This is a genomic window from Pseudomonas solani, assembly GCF_026072635.1.
Classification (GTDB): Bacteria; Pseudomonadota; Gammaproteobacteria; order Pseudomonadales; family Pseudomonadaceae; genus Metapseudomonas; species Metapseudomonas solani.
The window spans coordinates 5,141,282-5,160,728 of record NZ_AP023081.1 but is presented as its reverse complement, the minus strand read 5'-3'; the positions used below and the strand labels follow the sequence as shown (position 1 = coordinate 5,160,728).

At 64.2% G+C, this 19,447-nt stretch carries 18 protein-coding genes; 17 read left to right on the top strand and 1 reads right to left on the bottom strand.

Annotation, left to right across the window (positions count from 1 at the left end; translation table 11 throughout):
• Window positions 1–60 precede the first annotated feature (60 nt).
• From mnmA to PSm6_RS23545, 12 genes are all read left to right on the top strand, one after another.
• On the top strand, window positions 61–1,176 hold the full coding sequence (gene mnmA / locus PSm6_RS23600) for a tRNA 2-thiouridine(34) synthase MnmA (protein WP_265168401.1): 1,116 nt from the start codon (window positions 61–63) through the stop codon (window positions 1,174–1,176).
• Complete coding sequence (hflD, locus tag PSm6_RS23595) at window positions 1,173–1,793, top strand: high frequency lysogenization protein HflD (RefSeq protein WP_021219023.1); 621 nt, start codon at window positions 1,173–1,175, stop codon at window positions 1,791–1,793. Before mnmA ends, hflD begins: the two co-directional genes overlap by 4 nt.
• A 104-nt stretch (window positions 1,794–1,897) precedes the next feature.
• Window positions 1,898–3,268, top strand: coding sequence for an adenylosuccinate lyase (purB, locus tag PSm6_RS23590; RefSeq protein WP_265168400.1), 1,371 nt, complete (start codon window positions 1,898–1,900; stop codon window positions 3,266–3,268).
• Between the two features lie 60 nt (window positions 3,269–3,328).
• Entirely contained in the window at window positions 3,329–4,495 is a 1,167-nt protein-coding gene (locus tag PSm6_RS23585) for a ribosomal protein uL16 3-hydroxylase (RefSeq protein ID WP_043241716.1), read from the top strand.
• Window positions 4,488–4,913, top strand: coding sequence for a GNAT family N-acetyltransferase (locus PSm6_RS23580; RefSeq protein ID WP_043241713.1), 426 nt, complete (start codon window positions 4,488–4,490; stop codon window positions 4,911–4,913). Before PSm6_RS23585 ends, PSm6_RS23580 begins: the two co-directional genes overlap by 8 nt.
• An 8-nt stretch (window positions 4,914–4,921) precedes the next feature.
• Window positions 4,922–5,551: a DUF7931 domain-containing protein gene (locus tag PSm6_RS23575; RefSeq protein ID WP_265168399.1), complete on the top strand. Its 630-nt coding sequence runs from the start codon at window positions 4,922–4,924 to the stop codon at window positions 5,549–5,551.
• Window positions 5,548–6,357, top strand: coding sequence for a secretin N-terminal domain-containing protein (locus tag PSm6_RS23570; protein WP_021219028.1), 810 nt, complete (start codon window positions 5,548–5,550; stop codon window positions 6,355–6,357). Before PSm6_RS23575 ends, PSm6_RS23570 begins: the two co-directional genes overlap by 4 nt.
• 488 nt (window positions 6,358–6,845) lie before the next feature.
• Window positions 6,846–8,441 (top strand): isocitrate lyase, encoded by a 1,596-nt coding sequence (locus tag PSm6_RS23565; protein WP_043241705.1) that lies wholly within the window; start codon window positions 6,846–6,848, stop codon window positions 8,439–8,441.
• A 161-nt stretch (window positions 8,442–8,602) separates the two neighbouring features.
• Window positions 8,603–9,205, top strand: a complete 603-nt coding sequence (locus PSm6_RS23560; RefSeq protein ID WP_043241703.1) for a murein L,D-transpeptidase catalytic domain family protein — start codon at window positions 8,603–8,605, stop codon at window positions 9,203–9,205.
• A gap of 115 nt (window positions 9,206–9,320) precedes the next feature.
• Entirely contained in the window at window positions 9,321–11,321 is a 2,001-nt protein-coding gene (locus PSm6_RS23555) for a PhoX family protein (RefSeq protein ID WP_265168398.1), read from the top strand.
• A gap of 104 nt (window positions 11,322–11,425) precedes the next feature.
• Window positions 11,426–11,920, top strand: coding sequence for a DUF4442 domain-containing protein (locus tag PSm6_RS23550; RefSeq protein WP_265168397.1), 495 nt, complete (start codon window positions 11,426–11,428; stop codon window positions 11,918–11,920).
• Window positions 11,921–11,962: 42 nt separating this feature from the next.
• Entirely contained in the window at window positions 11,963–12,592 is a 630-nt protein-coding gene (locus PSm6_RS23545; RefSeq protein ID WP_043241698.1) for a hypothetical protein, read from the top strand.
• A gap of 35 nt (window positions 12,593–12,627) precedes the next feature.
• Here the strand turns inward: PSm6_RS23545 and PSm6_RS23540 are convergent, their stop codons facing one another.
• Entirely contained in the window at window positions 12,628–14,022 is a 1,395-nt protein-coding gene (locus tag PSm6_RS23540; RefSeq protein WP_021219034.1) for a pectin acetylesterase-family hydrolase, read from the bottom strand.
• A gap of 562 nt (window positions 14,023–14,584) precedes the next feature.
• Here PSm6_RS23540 and PSm6_RS23535 point away from each other — a divergent pair.
• From PSm6_RS23535 to nuoF, 5 genes are all read left to right on the top strand, one after another.
• Window positions 14,585–14,998, top strand: a complete 414-nt coding sequence (locus PSm6_RS23535) for an NADH-quinone oxidoreductase subunit A (RefSeq protein WP_021219035.1) — start codon at window positions 14,585–14,587, stop codon at window positions 14,996–14,998.
• Window positions 14,999–15,008: 10 nt separating this feature from the next.
• Window positions 15,009–15,686, top strand: coding sequence for a NuoB/complex I 20 kDa subunit family protein (locus PSm6_RS23530; protein ID WP_021219036.1), 678 nt, complete (start codon window positions 15,009–15,011; stop codon window positions 15,684–15,686).
• 64 nt (window positions 15,687–15,750) lie between these two features.
• Window positions 15,751–17,532, top strand: a complete 1,782-nt coding sequence (gene nuoC, locus PSm6_RS23525) for an NADH-quinone oxidoreductase subunit C/D (RefSeq protein ID WP_021219037.1) — start codon at window positions 15,751–15,753, stop codon at window positions 17,530–17,532.
• Window position 17,533: 1 nt separating this feature from the next.
• On the top strand, window positions 17,534–18,025 hold the full coding sequence (gene nuoE / locus PSm6_RS23520) for an NADH-quinone oxidoreductase subunit NuoE (protein ID WP_021219038.1): 492 nt from the start codon (window positions 17,534–17,536) through the stop codon (window positions 18,023–18,025).
• On the top strand, window positions 18,022–19,368 hold the full coding sequence (gene nuoF / locus PSm6_RS23515; RefSeq protein ID WP_021219039.1) for an NADH-quinone oxidoreductase subunit NuoF: 1,347 nt from the start codon (window positions 18,022–18,024) through the stop codon (window positions 19,366–19,368). Before nuoE ends, nuoF begins: the two co-directional genes overlap by 4 nt.
• The last annotated feature ends 79 nt before the right edge of the window (window positions 19,369–19,447 follow it).

Genomic DNA, 19,447 nt, shown 5'->3' with positions numbered 1-19,447 from the left:
CGCCCGAGGCAAGCGCACCTGATAGAATCCCGTTCTTTTTTGCAGCAGCCCCAGAGTCTTATGTCCGATACAGCCAAAACCCGCGTGATCGTCGGCATGTCCGGCGGCGTGGACTCTTCCGTTTCCGCCCTCCTGCTGATGGAACAGGGTTACCAGGTGGAAGGCCTGTTCATGAAGAACTGGGACGAGGACGACGGCACCGAATACTGCACCGCCAAGGAAGACCTGGCGGACGCCCAGGCCGTGTGCGACCGCATCGGCATCAAGCTGCACACCGCCAACTTCGCCGCCGAGTACTGGGACAACGTCTTCGAGCACTTCCTTGCCGAATACAAGACCGGCCGCACGCCGAACCCGGACATCCTCTGCAACCGCGAGATCAAGTTCAAAGCCTTCCTCGACTACGCCCTGATGCTCGGCGCCGACCTGATCGCCACCGGCCACTACGTGCGCCGCCGCGACATCGACGGCCGCACCGAACTGCTCAAGGGCCTGGACCCGAACAAGGACCAGAGCTACTTCCTCCACGCCGTCGGCGGCAAGGAAATCGCCCGCACGCTGTTCCCCGTGGGTGAACTGGAGAAGCCGGAAGTCCGCGCCATCGCCGAGAAACATGGCCTGGCCACGGCCAAGAAAAAGGACTCCACCGGCATCTGCTTCATCGGCGAGCGCCGCTTCAGCGACTTCCTCAAGCAATACCTGCCCGCCCAGCCCGGCGACATCGAGACCACAGACGGCGACGTCATCGGCCGTCACCACGGCCTGATGTACCACACCATCGGCCAGCGCCAGGGCCTGGGTATTGGGGGCATGAAGGACGCCAGCGACGAGCCCTGGTACGTACTGGCCAAGGACCTGGAGCGCAACGTCCTGGTGGTCGGCCAGGGCAACGAACACCCCTGGCTGTTCTCCCGCGCACTGCTCGCCTCCGAGATCTTCTGGGTCAACCCCATCGACCTCGAGCAGCCCCGCGCACTGACCGCCAAGGTCCGCTATCGCCAGGCTGATCAGGCCTGCACCCTGGAAAAGACCGCCACCGGCTATCGCGCCGTGTTCGACGAGCCTCAGCGCGCCGTCACTCCCGGCCAGTCCGTGGTCTTCTACGACGGCGAAATCTGCCTCGGCGGCGGCGTCATCGAAAGCTATGACGCCTGGGACGCCGAGGTGCGCCCATGACCCCATTGCAGGAACAACTGATCGCGCTGGGCGCCGTATTCGAAGCCGCCGTACTGGTGGACAAGATCGCCAAGACCGGCCAGATCAGCGAAGCGCCGCTGGGCTGCATGCTCGGCAGCCTGCTGGTTCGAGACCCGAAGAGCACCCTCGACGTGTACGGCGGTGACGACATCAACCTGCGCGACGGCTACAAGGCCTTGATCAGCGCCCTGGAACGCGAACCCAGCAGCCTGCAGCGCGAGCCCCTGCGCTACGCCCTGTCGCTGCTGACCCTGGAGCGCCAACTGAACAAGCGCGAAGACATGCTGCAGCTGATCGGCAGCCGCCTGGACCAGATCCAGCAGCAGACCCAGCACTTCGGCCTCGTCCACGACAACGTCATCGCCTCCTGCGGCAGCCTCTACCAGGACACCCTCAGCACCTTCCGCCAGCGCATCCAGGTCCATGGCGACATGCGCAACCTGCAGCAACCGAGCAACGCCGCCAAGATCCGCGCCCTGCTGCTCACCGGCATCCGCTCCGCACGCCTCTGGCGCCAGCTCGGCGGCCACCGCTGGCAGCTGCTGTTCAGCCGCCGCAAGCTGCTCGGCGAGCTCTACCCCATGCTGCGCGGCTGAGCCACGGGCAGGCGCCGAACGGCGCATGCCCGGACGCGGTTTCGGGGCCGGTTTTCATGTATGATGTGCGCCCTTTTCGTTGACCGATTGTCCGAGAACGCCCCATGCAGCTCTCCTCGCTCACCGCGGTTTCCCCCGTCGATGGCCGCTACGCCGGCAAAACCAGCGCACTACGCCCGATCTTCAGTGAATATGGCCTGATCCGCTTCCGCGTACAGGTCGAAGTCCGCTGGCTGCAGCGCCTTGCTGCCCACGCTGGCGTTCCGGAAGTCGCGCCTTTCTCCGCCGAAGCCAACGCCCTGCTCAACGAGCTGGCCGAAAACTTCCAGCTGGAGCACGCCGAGCGCATCAAGGAAATCGAGCGCACCACCAACCACGACGTGAAAGCCGTGGAGTACCTGCTCAAGGAGCAGGCCGCCAAGCTGCCGGAGCTGGCCAAGGTCAGCGAATTCATCCACTTCGCCTGCACCAGCGAGGACATCAACAACCTGTCCCACGCCCTGATGCTGCGTGAAGGCCGTGATGACGTCCTGCTGCCGCTGATGCACCAGGTGGCCAACGCCATCCGTGAACTGGCGATCCGCTTCGCCGACGTGCCGATGCTCTCCCGCACCCATGGCCAGCCCGCCTCCCCCACCACCCTGGGCAAGGAACTGGCCAACGTCGTCTACCGCCTGGAGCGCCAGATCGCCCAGGTAGCCGCCGTCCCGCTGCTGGGCAAGATCAACGGCGCCGTGGGCAACTACAACGCCCACCTCTCCGCCTACCCGGAAGTCGATTGGGAAGCCAACGCCCGCGAATTCATCGAAGGCGACCTGGGCCTGGGCTTCAATCCCTACACCACCCAGATCGAGCCGCACGACTACATTGCCGAGCTGTTCGACGCCATCGCCCGATTCAACACCATCCTCATCGACTTCGATCGCGACGTCTGGGGCTACATCTCCCTCGGCTACTTCAAGCAGAAGACCGTTGCCGGCGAGATCGGCTCCTCGACCATGCCGCACAAGGTCAACCCGATCGACTTCGAAAACTCCGAAGGCAACCTCGGCATCGCCAACGCCCTGTTCCAGCACCTGGCCAGCAAGCTGCCGATCTCCCGCTGGCAGCGCGACCTGACCGACTCCACCGTGCTGCGCAACCTCGGCGTCGGCTTCGCCCACAGCGTCATCGCCTACGAAGCCAGCCTCAAGGGCATCGGCAAGCTGGAGCTGAACGAAGCCCGCATCGCCGCCGACCTGGACGCCTGCTGGGAAGTCCTCGCCGAGCCGATCCAGACCGTGATGCGCCGCTACGCCATCGAGAACCCCTACGAGAAGCTGAAGGAACTGACCCGCGGCAAGGGCATCAGCCCCGAAGCGCTGCAGACTTTCATCGACGGCCTCGACATACCGGCCGAAGCCAAGGCCGAGCTGCGCAAGCTGACCCCCGCCGCCTACATCGGCAACGCGGTGGCCCAGGCCAAGCGCATCTAACGGCTATCGCCCCCTTGCACGCCCGGCTGTGCCGGGCGTTTTTATTTCAAAGGTTCCGCCATGACTTCCGATCTCCCCCTGCAAATCCTCGGCGGCATCTCCGCCCGTGAATTCCTCCGCGACTACTGGCAGAAGAAGCCGCTGCTGATCCGCCAGGCCATCCCGGGCTATGAAAGCCCCATCTCGCCCGACGAGCTGGCCGGCCTCTCCCTGGAAGAGGAAGTCGAATCGCGCCTGGTGATCGAACATGGCGAGCGCCCCTGGGAGCTGCGTCGCGGCCCCTTCGCCGAAGACACCTACCAGGACCTGCCGGAAAAGGAATGGACCCTCCTCGTCCAGTCCGTCGACCAGTTCGTCCCGGAGGTCGCCGAGCTGCTGGAGCACTTCCGCTTCCTGCCGAGCTGGCGCATCGACGACATCATGGTCAGCTTCGCCGCGCCCGGTGGCGGCGTCGGCCCGCACTACGACAACTACGACGTCTTCCTGCTCCAGGCCCACGGCCAGCGCCGCTGGAAGATCGGCCAGATGTGCGACACCGACAGCCCGCTGCTGCCCCACGCCGATCTGCGCATCCTCGCCGAATTCCACGGTACCGATGAGTGGGTACTGGAACCGGGCGACATGCTCTACCTGCCGCCGCGCCTGGCCCACTTCGGCATCGCCGAAGATGACTGCATGACCTACTCGGTCGGCTTCCGCGCCCCCAGCGCCGCCGAAGTACTGACCCATTTCACCGACTTCCTCGCCCAGTTCATTCCGGACGAAGAGCGCTACAACGACGCCGACATCACCCCGGTCAGCGACCCGCACCAGATCCAGCAGGACTCCCTCGACCGCCTCAAGGCGCTGCTGGCCGAGCACATGAGCGATGAACGCCTGCTGCTGACCTGGTTCGGCCAGTTCATGACCGAGCCGCGCTACCCCGAACTGGTCGCCGGCACCGAAGTGGACGAAGACGAATTCGTCGGCGCCCTTGAAGACGGCGCGGTACTGATCCGCAACCCCAGCGCCCGCATGGCCTGGTCCGAAATGGATATCGGCCTGATGCTGTTCGCCAGCGGCCAGAGCCGCCTGCTGCCCAGCAGCCTGCGCGAGCTGCTGAAACTGGTCTGCGCCAGCGACGCGCTGCACATCGACAACCTCGGCCAATGGCTGGCGGACGAGGACGGGCGTAAGCTTCTGTGGGAACTGATCAAGCAAGGAAGTCTGGAGTTTGCCGATGAGTGAGATACACGTCCGCATCGCCGATTGGCAGAAGGACAATGCCGACCTGCGCCGCATCCGTGAAGCCGTGTTCATCGCCGAGCAGGCGGTGGCACCGGAGCAGGAATGGGATGCGGAAGACGTCGACGCGGTCCATTTCCTCGCCCTCGAGCATGACTACGCCATCGGCACCGCACGCCTGCTGCCCGACGGCCATATCGGCCGCGTCTCGGTGCTCAAGGACTGGCGTGGCCTGCGGGTCGGCGATCGCCTGCTGGACGCGGTGATCGCCGAAGCGGAACGTCGCGGCCTCAAACAGCAGATGCTCTCCGCCCAGGTACACGCCACCCCGTTCTATGAACGCCACGGCTTCCGCGTCGTCAGCGGCGAGTTCCTCGAAGCCGGCATCCCTCACGTGGACATGGTGCGCGACAGCCAGTAGAGGTCGACATGGAACCCAACGCCCCGGAAAACCAAGAACCCGAGACCGAATTGCCGGCCATCGAATTCCAGTCACCGGGGCGTTTCGAGGTCCATAACCCGGTGCCGGACCTTCGCGAGCCCGCCCCCTGGGAGCCCGCGCCCTTCACCCTTGGCGAGCACGGCGACCTGCAGCGCTTCGCCAAGCCCGAAGACGCCCGCCCCCACGCCCTCGCCCTGCTGCAACAGGCGCAGCGCAGCCTGTGCCTCTACACGCCGGACCTCGAAGCCTGGCTCTACCACCACAGCAGCATCCAGGACGCCTGCACCCGCTTCCTCCTGGCCAACCCGCGCAACCGCCTGCGCATCCTGGTGCGCGACGTCACCCGCCCGGTGAAGGAAGGCCATCGCCTGCTCAACCTGGTGCGCCGCCTCTCCAGCAACAGCCAGATCCGCAAGCTCAACCCCGACCATCCCAACGAAGAATGCGCCTACCTGCTGGCGGACGACCGCGGCCTGCTGCTGCGCCCTGAACCGGACAGCTTCTCCGGCTACGCTCTGTACAACGACCCCGGGCGCTGCCGCCTGCGCCAGGCCCAGTTCGACCAGGCCTGGGAACAGAGCGTCAGTGACCCCGACCTGCGGAGTTTCCTGCTATGACCCCACGCGCGCTCCTCGCCGCCCTGCTCCTTGCCCTGAGCCTGCCGCTCCAGGCAGCCACCGAGGTCATCCCGCTCAACTACCGCACCGCCGAAGACGTGATGCCCGTGGTGCAGTCGGTACTCGGCAACGAAGGCCGCGTCAGCGCCTACGGCAACCAGCTGATCGTCAACGCCGAGCCGGCGAAGATCCAGGAACTGCGCACGGTGCTGGGCCAGCTCGACACTGCACCCAAGCGCCTGCTGATTTCCGTGGACACCAGCGACAGCAACTACCAGGACGATCGCGGCTACGCGGTCAACGGCTCGGCCAGCGTCGGCGGCGTCGACATCGAAGCCGGGCGCGGTGAAGTGCGCGGGCGCGACCAGGTGCGCATCATCCGCCGCAGCACCGACACCCGTGGCGGCGGCGTGCAGCAGGTGCAGGCCAGCGAGGGCTACCCGGCACTGATCCAGGTCGGCCAGAGCGTCCCCATCACCACCGCCAGCACCGGCCCTTACGGCCAGGTCTATAGCAACACCGAGTACCGCAACGTGACCCGGGGCTTCTATGTCACCGCCAGCATCACCGGCGACATCGTCCACGTCGCCATCAGCAGCAACCGCGATCGGCTGAGCCAATCCCAACCCGGCGTGATCGACGTACAGAGCACCGACACCCGCGTCAGCGGCCGCCTCGGCGAATGGATCACAGTGGGCGGCGTCAACGAATCCAGCCAGTCCGACGACAGCGGTTTCCTCCGCCAACGCAGCACCCAGGGCAGCGAAAACATGACCATGCGCCTGAAGGTCGAGAGCCTCGACTGAGCCCCCTTTCCCTGACCACTCGGTCGTTCTTAAGACTTATGTAGTAGTGCCAAAAAATCACTACAAAACGTTTGACGAACACTTGTTTGAAGCGCATCATGGCCCCGCTCCCGCTAACCAGGGGCCCTGAAACGGGCTCCCGGGCCGCGCTCAATACCTTCGAGCCGTCCCGTGTTGTTACAGCCCACAAGGCCGTTCGACGAGGTTGCGACTGGAACGAAGTTGTCCTGAGGGACGGGGAAGCGTTTAGCGCAGCAGCCAGATCGACGATCCAACCGAACCAGATACGCCCGAGGCATCCACGAGCCGAAAGCGCATCCGGAATGGGCAGCGAAGTCATCCGTGCCGCTCGTATCGTCACCCCTCCTCTCGAGTGTCCTACTCGTACCGGTCACATTCTCGGCGTTCTGTTGTGAGCTACCCGTGTTGCCTTCCAAGGCTCACAGGGGGAAGTCGGTGCTCAACCAAACACATTTGAAGGATTGACCATGTCCGCATATCAAAACGACATCAAGGCAGTTGCCGCTCTGAAAGAAGCCGCAGGCAACAGCTGGAGCGCTATCAACCCGGAATCCGTCGCCCGTATGCGCGCCCAGAACCGCTTCAAGACCGGTCTGGACATCGCCAAATACACCGCGGCCATCATGCGCAAGGACATGGCCGAGTACGACGCCGACGCCTCCGTCTACACCCAGTCCCTGGGCTGCTGGCACGGCTTCATCGGTCAGCAAAAGCTGATCTCCATCAAGAAGCACCTGAAGACCACCAACAAGCGCTACCTCTACCTGTCCGGCTGGATGGTCGCTGCCCTGCGCTCCGACTTCGGCCCGCTGCCGGACCAGTCGATGCACGAGAAAACCGCCGTTTCCGGCCTGATCGAAGAGCTGTACACCTTCCTGCGCCAGGCTGATGCCCGTGAGCTGGACCTGCTCTTCACCGCCCTGGACGCTGCCCGCGCCGCTGGCGACAAGGTCAAGGCCGACGAGATCCAGGCTCAGATCGACGGTTACGAAACCCACGTCGTTCCGATCATCGCCGACATCGACGCTGGCTTCGGTAACCCGGAAGCCACCTACCTGCTGGCCAAGAAAATGATCGAAGCCGGTGCTTGCTGCATCCAGATCGAGAACCAAGTTTCCGACGAGAAGCAGTGCGGCCACCAGGACGGCAAAGTGACCGTTCCGCACGAAGACTTCCTCGCCAAGATCAACGCAGTTCGCTACGCCTTCCTCGAGCTGGGCGTTGACGACGGCGTGATCGTTGCCCGTACCGACTCCCTGGGTGCCGGCCTGACCAAGCAGATCGCCGTTACCAAGCAAGCCGGCGACCTGGGCGACCAGTACAACTCCTTCCTGGATTGCGAAGAAATCTCCGCTTCCGACCTGCAGAACGGCGACGTGGTGATCAACCGCGAAGGCAAGCTGCTGCGTCCCAAGCGCCTGCCGTCCAACCTGTTCCAGTTCCGCGCTGGCACCGGCGAAGACCGCTGCGTACTGGACTGCATCACCAGCCTGCAGAACGGCGCCGACCTGCTGTGGATCGAAACCGAGAAACCGCACGTTGGCCAGATCAAGGCCATGGTTGACCGCATCCGTCAGGTGATCCCGAACGCCAAGCTGGTTTACAACAACAGCCCGTCCTTCAACTGGACCCTGAACTTCCGTCAGCAAGTGTTCGATGCATTCGCTGCCGAAGGCAAAGACGTTTCCGCCTACGACCGCGCCAAACTGATGGCCGTCGAGTACGACGAAACCGAACTGGCCCAGGTTGCAGACGAGAAGATCCGTACCTTCCAGCGCGACGGTTCGGCTCACGCCGGCATCTTCCACCACCTGATCACCCTGCCGACCTACCACACCGCCGCGCTGTCCACCGACAACCTGGCCAAAGGGTACTTCGCCGACCAGGGCATGCTGGCCTACGTCAAAGGCGTACAGCGTCAGGAACTGCGTCAGGGCATCGCCTGCGTCAAGCACCAGAACATGGCTGGCTCCGACATCGGCGACAACCACAAAGAGTACTTCGCTGGCGAAGCGGCTCTGAAAGCAAGCGGTAAAGACAACACCATGAACCAGTTCCACTAATAGGAACTGTTCACCAGCACGGCCTTCGGGCCGGCTGGATGCCTCAAGGCCCTGGCAGCGATGCCGGGGCTTTTTTTATGCCCCGCCCGCCACCCGGGAACATCTTGCGTCAGCGCCGCGTCTGAACTTACCTCTGACCAACAGCCCAAGGTCTCCAGCCCATGCTCCAAACGCTCGTCACCAGCCTGCTGGCCCTGCTTCCCCTCCTCACCCATGCCGGCGACCTGGAGCAACGCTTCCCGGCGGACGCCCTCCAGCCGATCCTCCAGCGCCTGCAGCAGAACGAGCACCCGCGCTTCGCCGTGGTCGACTATTCCCAGCGCTCGGACCAGAAACGCTTCCTGCTATACGACAGCCGCAGCCACGCCCTGCTGGCCAGCTACCGCGTCGCCCATGGCAAAGGCTCGGATGCCGACCATGACGGCTACGCCGAGCGCTTCTCCAACGAGTCCGAAAGCCGAGCCTCCTCGCTGGGCACCTACCGCACGGGCGAGGTCTACCAGAGCCGGCAACCCGGGCACGGGCTGTCGATGCGGCTGACGGGGCTGGACCCGAGCAACGACAAGGCCATGGAGCGCGCCATCGTCATCCACGCCATGGACTACATGGAGGATCGCTTCATCCGCCAGCACGGCGTGGCCGGGCGCAGTTTCGGCTGCCTGGTGCTGGCCGCCGCTGATCGCGACCAGGCGATCGAAGCGCTTCAGGGCGGCGCGCTGATCTTCGCAATCCAGCCGCCCACTGCACCGTCGGGTACCCACTGAAACATTTTGTGGACTGCAGCACATAAGGCATCACACCCATCCCACTGTCACAGTTCCGTCGCCTTGAGGCCGTAGCGTCGAGTCTCCGTCGATTCGCCTGTATGGAGACAAAGCCTTGAATAACGAAAAAGAGAACGCCGTCCTCTTTGGAAATGGCGACGAAGTGCCTAGCAACCTTTCCAGCAACCCTCACATCAGCGAGCTGATCGAGGGGGTTAAACGCCGCAACGTTCTGGCCGGTGGCGCCGCACTGGGCGCCCTCGCCTTCCTCGGCGTATCCCTGCCCGGCCAGGCCGAAGCCGGGCAGAGCGAAGCCCGTGGGCTGGGCTTCCCCTTCAAGCCACGCCGTCGCCTCGGCTTCGAAGGCATCCCGGCTGGTCGTGCCGACACCATCACCGTGCCGCCCGGCTACAAGGCCACGCCCTTCATCCCCTGGGGCACCCCCATCACCGGCCGCTACCCTGCCTTCGCCGACGACGCCAGCAACAGCGCCCGCGACCAGGCCGAGCAAACCGGCATGCACCATGACGGCATGCACTTCTTCCCCATCGACACCCGCCTCGGCCTGGGCCTGCGCTCCGACCACGGCCTGCTGGTGCTCAACCACGAATACATCGACGCGCCGCTGCTGCACCCCAACGGCCCGACCGTGGTAAACGGCAAGCGCACGAGCGCCGAAGAAGTCCGCAAGGAGATCAACGCCCACGGCGTTTCGGTGGTCGAAATCCGCCGTGACGTGCGCGGCGAGTGGACCGTGGTGCCCAGCCGCCGCAACCGCCGCATCACCGCCGCCACGCCCATGCAGATCAGCGGCCCGGCCCGCGGCAACAAGCTCCTGCAAACGCGCCACAGTCCCAACGGCACTGCGGCCCGCGGCACCCAGAACAACTGCTCCAACGGCTTCACCCCCTGGGGCACCTACCTCACCTGCGAGGAAAACTGGGCCGGCTACTTCTCCACCCGCGACACCGACCTGCCCCGTGAACTGAAGCGCTACGGCCTGCGCAACGGCAGCCGCTTCGGCTGGGAAACCCTGCCCGGCGACGAGTTCGAGCGCTTCGACGCCACCCGCAAGGCCGCCGATGCCAAAGGCGACTACCGCAACGAACCGAACCAGTTCGGCTGGATCGTCGAGATCGACCCCTTCGAGCCCGATTCCGTGCCGGTGAAACGCACCGCCCTCGGCCGCTTCGCCCATGAAGGCCTGATCTTCGCTCCGGTGAAACCCGGCCGCCCGGTGGTCTGCTACTCCGGCGACGACTCGCAGAACGAGTACATCTACAAATACGTCAGTCGCGACACCTATCGCCCCGGTCGCAGCAACGGCCGCCTGCTGGACGAAGGCACCCTGTACGTGGCGCGCTTCAATGCCGATGGCAGCGGCCAATGGCTGCCGCTGGACATCAACGACAAGTCCTTCCTCAAGGCCTGCCTCGCCGCCGGCGTCGCCTTCGCCGACCAGGGCGACGTGCTGATCAACACCCGCCTTGCGGCGGACGTGGTCGGCGCCACCAAGATGGACCGCCCCGAATGGGGCGCAGTGAACCCGGACAACGGCGAGGTGTACTTCACCCTCACCAACAACACCGCGCGCACCGTCCCGGACGCCCCCAACCCGCGCCCGGCCAACGCCTACGGCCACATCATCCGCTGGCGCGAACAGAGCCGCGACTACGCCGGCAAGGCCTTCACCTGGAACCTGTTCATGCTCGCCGGCCCGGAAACCGACAGCCGCGGCCCGAACGGCAAGCCGCTGGACGCCAGCAACATCCTCGCCAGCCCCGACGGCCTGTGGTTCGACGACGACGGCCGCCTGTGGATCCAGACCGACATGAGCGGCAGCCAGCTGTCCGCCGGCCCCTTCGGCAACAACCAGATGCTGGTGGCGGACCCGCGCACCGGCGAGCTCAAGCGCTTCCTGGTCGGCCCGCTGGGCGCCGAGGTCACCGGCATCGCCGCCACGCCGGATTTCCGCACCCTGTTCGTCAACATCCAGCACCCGGGTGAAGGCTCGACGCCCACCAACCTCACCAGCGCCTGGCCCGACGGCCCGGGCAAGCGTCCGCGCTCTTCCACTGTGGTGATCACCCGCGAAGACCGTCGCCGCATCCTCTGATCCCCCAGCCACTGGCCGAAGTGCCAGGCATTTGCGACCGGCCAGCAATGGCCGGTCCCTTTTTCCACTGACAGACTGGCCAGCCACACACCAAGGGCCTGCCCATGCCTGCCAACCGTCTGAGTCGCGCCACCTCCCTGGTGGGCAAACTGCCCGCCGCCCTGCACACACCCCTGCTCAGCCTGCTGATCGGCAGCCAGGTGCGCTTCGCCGGCACCGCCCGCGTGCGCGTCCATCACCTCAGCCAGCAACGGGCGGTGATGAGCCTCGCCAACCGTCCCCGGGTGCGTAACCACATCAAGGGGGTGCATGCCGCCGCCATGGCCTTGCTGGCCGAATCCGCCACCGGCCTGCTGGTGGGCATGAACGTGCCGGACGACAAGCTGCCGCTGATCAAAAGCCTGCACGTGGACTACATCAAGCGCGCCACGGGCGGCCTGAAGGCAGTGGCGCAACTGGATGCCGAGCAGGTCCGGCGCATCCATGAAGAAGACCGGGGCGAAGTGCGGGTCGCGGTCTCCATCACCGACGAAACCGGCATCGAGCCCATCCGCTGCGAGATGATCTGGGCCTGGGTCAGCCGCAAGCGCGAGCATTGACTAAGCTGTACGAATGTCCCAACTGAGAGGCCGAGAACCGCAATGGCCCGAACCACGCTCATCCTGGCAGGCACGGCGATCGCCTTGACGACAGCCGCCGCCACCCTCTACTGGCGCCTGGGCCCAGAATCCCAGGCCGTCGCCCAGCCGAGCTCGCAAGCCAGCCAGCCCCTGGCCACTCCGGTCAGCGACGCGACGGCACCGACCAGCGCCCAGCACATCGACCCCGTTCTGACGGCGGAGTACGAGAAGCGCCTGGCCTTCCACTCCGCCTACCGGGCCTTCTTCAAGGCGGCGCCGGACCTGCCCAGCGAAGAACGGGAGAAACAGGCCGAGCGATTGGCGGAGGAAGTGCAATCCCATGAGCAGAGCGGCGAGTTGGCGGCCAGCGAATCCCTGGTGCTGCAGATCGCCCTGATCCAGGCCAGCGGCGGTGACGTCGAGGAACAGAAGGCACGCGCCAACGCCCTCCTGCAGCGGTACAAGGCGCGCAGCGACGCCCTGGAGAAGAAGCTCGCGGCACAGCCTTCACCCCAGTTCGATCACTACAAGCAGGAAGAGAAACGCATCGTGGCCGAAGTGCTGGCGATGCAGTCCATCCCAGACGGCCTCAGCCGTGACGAGTACCTGAGGCAGCGCCTGCAACAGGCCCGCGAGCAGGCCTACCACTGAGCTGCGGGGCGGATTGCCCGCCCCGCAGCCACTTCTCAAAGCAACTGGTTGAGCACGTAGTAGAGCAGGTTGAACGGCTTGGCCCGATCGGCCGCATCGCTCGACTCGGACGCATCCATCACCGGCCCGGTGCCATCCAGCACATTGGTGACGAAGTCATCCAGCTGCAGGTTCTGCTCCTGGATGTCGGCGTTGGCGAACTCGATGATGCTGGTGCAATGGCTCTCGTTCACCGCCCGGTACTGCGGGAAGTAGCCGCCGAAATTATGCAGGTTGGCCAGGGTGTTGCGCAGGCGGCCGGTGTCCACATCCCACTTGGCGTGGATCAGCGCCTCCTTGGTGGCCTGGTCCGGCGCGTTGGCGATCTCCGGGTAGAAGCGCTCATAGGAGTAGGACGAGTAGTTCAGGTCCTTCCAGAAGTGCGTATGCCCGAGGCGATCACCCGGCAGGTTGGCGGAAAGCGCCGGATAGATGCTGCCCAGGTCATTCAGGGTGACGCCCGGCAGACGGCTCTGCAGCAATTGCAGCGGTCCATTGTCGAGGCCCCAGGCCTGGCGGATGAAGGTCTGCAACGGTAGCGACGGATAGGCCTGGTTGCTGCCCCCGGTCACCGCACTGAACACCGGCCCCGAGTCGTCGATCAGGAAGCCACGGTTAGGCGCGATGTCCTGGCGCGTCACCGCATGGCTGATCAGGCTGCCCGCCCCACCGGCACTGCAACCGGTGGAAAGCATCTGCCCGGGGCGCTCGAGGTTGTCCTTGAGCCAGGCGGTGACCGCGCGGGTGTTGCGCAGCCCGTTGTGGTGCCACACCAGCTGCGGCTTCTGCCCGGTCGGGTCCTGATAGACCGCCACCTTGTCGCCGGAATAGATGTCACCGGTGCAGTACGGCACGTACACCATGTTCCAGTTCTGCGTCTTCACCCGCGTCCAGGGATGCAGCCGCACCACGAAGGGGCTCACCAGGCTGGCGCTGGGGTTGAGCAGCTTCATGTAATCGTCGGGAATGCCATTCGGGTTCCGCGCACCCCGGATGCCGGTCTGGCCGGTGCAGCTGGCGTAATCCCAGCAGGCGCCGCCGCCCTCCATATAGATGATGGTGTTGCTGGTGTTCGGTACCCGGTTGACGAAAAACTTGTAGGGCGAACCATCACCACACACGGCGCCGGTCTCGGGTGCGAGCTGCACCGTCTGCCAGGCGTAGTAATTGGCCGCCTTGAAGCCGGAGTTGAACCCCGCCGGGTTGGCCAGCAACGGATAGGGCCCAACCCGCTGCTCGGGCAGAACCTTGTTGTCGGCCTTGGGTGGGGAGGTGAGATTGCCCAGCGTCTGCCAGAACCCGTAGTCGCCGAGCTCGGCGTGGGCAGGCAGTGAAGGCAGGAAGAACAACAGAAGCACGAAGCAGTGACGCAGCAACTTGGCAACGCCCATGGCGATTCCCTCTTTTTCTTGTTTTCTGAGTGGACCACCACGCCCAGGCAGACGAATCCATGGTCCAGCCGACCCGCTGAGTACGGCAGGGAAACAGGGGGGAACGCACCGCATCCACGGCGCTTCTAGCACGCTAGTACAAGGTTGTCAGAGCGACAACGGCAGTCACATATGAATTAGGCATAGAGGAAAGAAGTTGTGAGTAACAGCGGCTATTAAGTGCGCATGTTTTAACCACTTCCGTAGGACTCACCATGTAGTGGTTATATATTCCCCAGTCAAATGATAATGACTATCATTAACTTGCCTATATTTGCGCCCTGCGGCATAGCGACGCAATCCGACCAAAGCCTGACAAAAAATTGGAACCCACACCGCTCTAGGCTTTCAGAGCAGTACAAGCTCTTTAAACTGCCTTTCGAGTTAATTTTTTAGTCTGAAAAATTTACTTGTAGACCCATACGGGCATAAAATTGTCCGAATAGATTGCCGGGCACTCTAGTGCGGGCAAGACCCCATTTAATTACGAGTGAACGCCGTTCCTTGTTGAAGGAGTTCCGGCATGTCGGACGCCACTGCCATTCTTTCCCATAACTGGGGTTTCGCTATTTTCCTGCTGGGCGTGATCGGCCTCTGTGCCTTCATGCTCGGTGTCTCGAGCCTTCTCGGCAGCCGTGCCCATGGCCGCGCCAAGAACGAGCCGTTCGAATCGGGGATGCTCCCCACCGGCAGCGCGCGCCTGCGCCTCTCCGCAAAATTCTATCTGGTCGCGATGCTCTTCGTGATCTTCGACGTCGAAGCCCTCTTTCTCTTCGCCTGGGCCGTATCCGTTCGCGAAAGCGGGTGGGCGGGCCTCATCGAAGCTACCATTTTCATAGCAATTCTGTTGGCAGGTCTTGTCTATCTCTGGCGCATCGGTGCTCTTGATTGGGCTCCCGAAGGTCGTCGCAATCGGCAGGCGAAGCTAAAACAATGAGGCTTTGGCGATGCAATACAAACTTACTCGGATCGATCCGACTGCTCCCAACGAGCAGTACCCGATCGGCGAGCGGGAGATCGTTTCCGACCCCCTGCTAGAAGATCAGGTCCACAAGAACATCTTCATGGGCAAGCTCGAAGATGTTCTCAACGGTGCAGTCAACTGGGGTCGCAAGAACTCCCTGTGGCCGTACAACTTCGGTTTGTCCTGCTGCTACGTGGAGATGACTACCGCCTTCACCGCGCCGCACGACATCGCCCGCTTCGGTGCGGAAGTCATTCGTGCATCACCCCGTCAGGCTGACTTCATGGTCATCGCCGGCACCTGCTTCATCAAGATGGCGCCCATCATCCAGCGCCTCTATGAGCAGATGCTGGAGCCCAAGTGGGTGATCTCGATGGGCTCGTGCGCCAACTCCGGCGGTATGTACGACATCTATTCGGTGGTTCAGGGCGTGGACAAGTTCCTCCCCGTGGACGTGTACATCCCTGGCTGCCCTCCCCGCCCGGAGGCATTCCTGCAAGGCTTGATGCTGCTGCAGGAATCCATCGGCAAGGAGCGCCGCCCGCTTTCCTGGGTCGTCGGCGACCAAGGCATCTACCGTGCCGAAATGCCGTCGCAGAAGGAACAGCGCCGCGAACAGCGTATTCAGGTCACCAACCTGCGCAGCCCCGACGAAGTCTGATCCGGTCTCTTCCACGAGAAGAGACCCGGCTCACTCTGTACGTTGACCGAAAGCGACCGAGACCATGACTGCAGACACCGTTCTGTCTATCCCGCCTTACAAGGCTGACGACCAAGACGTCGTCGTTGAACTGAATTCCCGCTTTGGCGCCGAGAGCTTCACCCTCCAGGCCACCCGCACCGGCATGCCGGTGATCTGGGTCGCTCGCGAGAAGCTCGTCGAAGTCCTCACCTTCCTGCGCAATTCGCCGCGCCCCTTCGTCATGCTGTACGACCTGCATGGCGTCGACGAGCGTCTGCGCACCCAGCGCCGTGGCCTGCCGGGCGCCGACTTCACCGTTTTCTACCACCTGATCTCCATCGAGCGAAACAGCGACGTGATGATCAAGGTGTCCCTGTCCGAAGGCGACCTCAACCTGCCCAGCGTCACCGGCATCTGGCCGAACGCCAACTGGTACGAGCGTGAAGTCTGGGACATGTACGGCGTGCACTTCTCCGGCCACCCGCACCTGTCGCGGATCATGATGCCGAACACCTGGGAAGGTCACCCGCTGCGCAAGGACTACCCGGCGCGCGCCACCGAATTCGATCCCTACAGCCTGAGCCTCGCCAAGCTGCAGCTGGAAGAAGAAGCCGCGCGCTTCAACCCCGAAGACTGGGGCATGAAGCGCCAGGGCGAGAACGAGGACTACATGTTCCTCAACCTCGGCCCCAACCACCCCTCTGCCCACGGTGCCTTCCGCATCATCCTGCAGCTGGACGGTGAAGAAATCCTCGACTGCGTACCGGAGGTGGGCTACCACCACCGTGGTGCCGAGAAGATGGCCGAGCGCCAGTCCTGGCACAGCTTCATTCCCTATACCGACCGCATCGACTACCTCGGCGGGGTGATGAACAACCTGCCCTATGTGCTCGCGGTCGAAAAACTCGCCGGCATCAAGGTGCCGCAGAAGGTCGACACCATCCGCGTGATGCTGGCCGAGTTCTTCCGCATCACCAGCCACCTGCTGTTCCTGGGCACCTACATCCAGGACGTCGGCGCCATGACCCCGGTGTTCTTCACCTTCACCGACCGCCAGCGCGCCTACAAGGTGATCGAAGCCATCACCGGCTTCCGCCTGCACCCGGCCTGGTACCGCATCGGTGGTGTCGCCCACGACCTGCCGCGCGGCTGGGACGGGCTGGTCAAGGAATTCGTCGAATGGTTGCCCAAGCGCCTCGACGAGTACACCAAGGCTGCCCTGAAGAACAGCATCCTCAAGGGCCGTACCATCGGCGTCGCCCAGTACAACACCAAGGAAGCCCTGGAATGGGGCGTCACCGGCGCCGGCCTGCGCTCCACCGGCCTGGACTTCGACCTGCGCAAGGCGCGCCCCTACTCGGGCTACGAGAACTTCGAGTTCGAAGTGCCGCTGGCCCACAATGGCGACGCCTATGACCGCTGCATGGTCCGCGTCGAAGAGATGCGCCAGAGCATCCGCATCATCGACCAGTGCCTGAAGAACATGCCGGAAGGCCCGTACAAGGCCGACCACCCGCTGACCACGCCGCCGCCGAAAGAACGCACGCTGCAGCACATCGAAACCCTGATCACCCACTTCCTGCAGGTTTCCTGGGGCCCGGTCATGCCGGCCAACGAAGCCTTCCAGATGATCGAGGCGACCAAGGGCATCAACAGCTACTACCTGACGAGCGATGGCAGCACCATGAGCTACCGCACCCGGATCCGGACGCCCAGCTTCGCCCACCTGCAGCAGATCCCCTCGGTGATCCGCGGCAGCATGGTGGCCGACCTGATCGCCTACCTGGGCAGTATCGACTTCGTTATGGCTGACGTGGACCGCTGACATGAGCATTATCCAGACCGACCGTTTCGCCCTCAGCGAAACCGAGCGCTCGGCCATCGAGCACGAGATGCACCACTACGAGGACCCGCGCGCGGCGTCCATCGAAGCCCTGAAGATCGTCCAGAAGGAGCGCGGCTGGGTGCCTGACGGCGCCGCCGATGCCATTGGCGAAATCCTCGGCATCCCCGCCAGCGACGTCGAAGGTGTAGCCACCTTCTATAGTCAGATTTTCCGCCAGCCGGTGGGCCGCCACATCATCCGTGTGTGCGACAGCATGACCTGCTACGTCGGCGGCCATGAGTCCGTGCTCGGCAGCATCCAGCAGAACCTCGGCATCGGCCTCGGCCAGACCACCGCCGACAACCGCTTCACGCTGCTGCCGGTGTGCTGCCTGGGCAACTGCGACAAGGCCCCGGCCCTGATGATCGACGATGATACCTTCGGCAATGTCAGCGCCGATGGCGTCGCGCAACTGCTGGAGGCCTATCAATGAAGACCCTCACCTCCGTCGGCCCGGCCAACCGCATTCAGCGCAGCGCCGAGACGCACCCGCTGACCTGGCGCCTGCGTGACGACGCGCAGCCCATCTGGCTCGAGGAATACCAGCAGAAGAACGGCTACGCGGCCGCACGCAAGGCCCTGGGCGAAATGGCCCAGGCCGACATCGTGCAGACCGTCAAGGACTCCGGCCTCAAAGGCCGCGGCGGTGCGGGCTTCCCCACCGGCGTGAAATGGGGCCTGATGCCCGCCGACGAATCCATGAACATCCGCTACCTGCTGTGCAACGCGGACGAAATGGAACCCAACACCTGGAAGGACCGCATGCTGATGGAACAGCTGCCCCACCTGCTGGTGGAAGGCATGCTGATCAGCGCCCGCGCGCTCAAGGCCTATCGCGGCTACATCTTCCTGCGCGGCGAATACGTCGACGCGGCGCGCAACCTCAATCGCGCCATCGACGAGGCCAAGGCCGCCGGCCTGCTGGGCAAGAACATCCTCGGCAGCGGCTTCGACTTCGAGCTGTTCGTCCACACCGGTGCCGGCCGCTACATCTGCGGTGAAGAAACCGCCCTGATCAACTCGCTGGAAGGCCGCCGCGCCAACCCGCGCTCCAAGCCGCCCTTCCCCGCCGCTGTCGGCGTCTGGGGCAAGCCCACCTGCGTCAACAACGTCGAGACCCTGTGCAACGTGCCGGCGATCGTCGCCAACGGCGTGGACTGGTACAAGGGCCTCGCCCGCCCCGGCAGCGAAGACATGGGCACCAAGCTCATGGGCTTCTCCGGCAAGGTGAAGAACCCCGGCCTGTGGGAGCTGCCCTTCGGCGTCCCCGCCCGCGAACTCTTCGAAGACTATGCCGGCGGCATGCGTGACGGCTTCAAACTGAAAGCCTGGCAGCCCGGCGGCGCCGGTACCGGCTTCCTGCTCCCCGAACACCTGGATGCGCCCATGTACGCCGCCGGTATCGCCAAGGTCGGCACCCGTATGGGCACCGGTCTCGCGCTCGCCGTGGACGACAGCATCAACATGGTCTCGCTGCTGCGCAACATGGAAGAGTTCTTCGCCCGCGAGTCCTGCGGCTGGTGCACCCCCTGCCGCGACGGCCTGCCCTGGAGCGTCAAGGTCCTGCGCGCCCTCGAGCGCGGTGAAGGCCAACGCGGTGACCTGGAAACCCTCGAAGGGCTGGTCAACTTCCTCGGCCCAGGCAAGACCTTCTGCGCCCACGCACCGGGCGCCGTCGAGCCGCTGGGTAGCGCGATGAAGTATTTCCGTCCGGAGTTCGAGGCAGGCATCGCCGAGAACGCACCGGCGATCCGACCCGAACCGGTCGGCGCATAAGAGCCAGTTCCGCCGGTTGGCGGCCGCCACAAGCGGCCCCGACCGCAACCTGATTCCATTAGCCACGCCCGGTCAAACG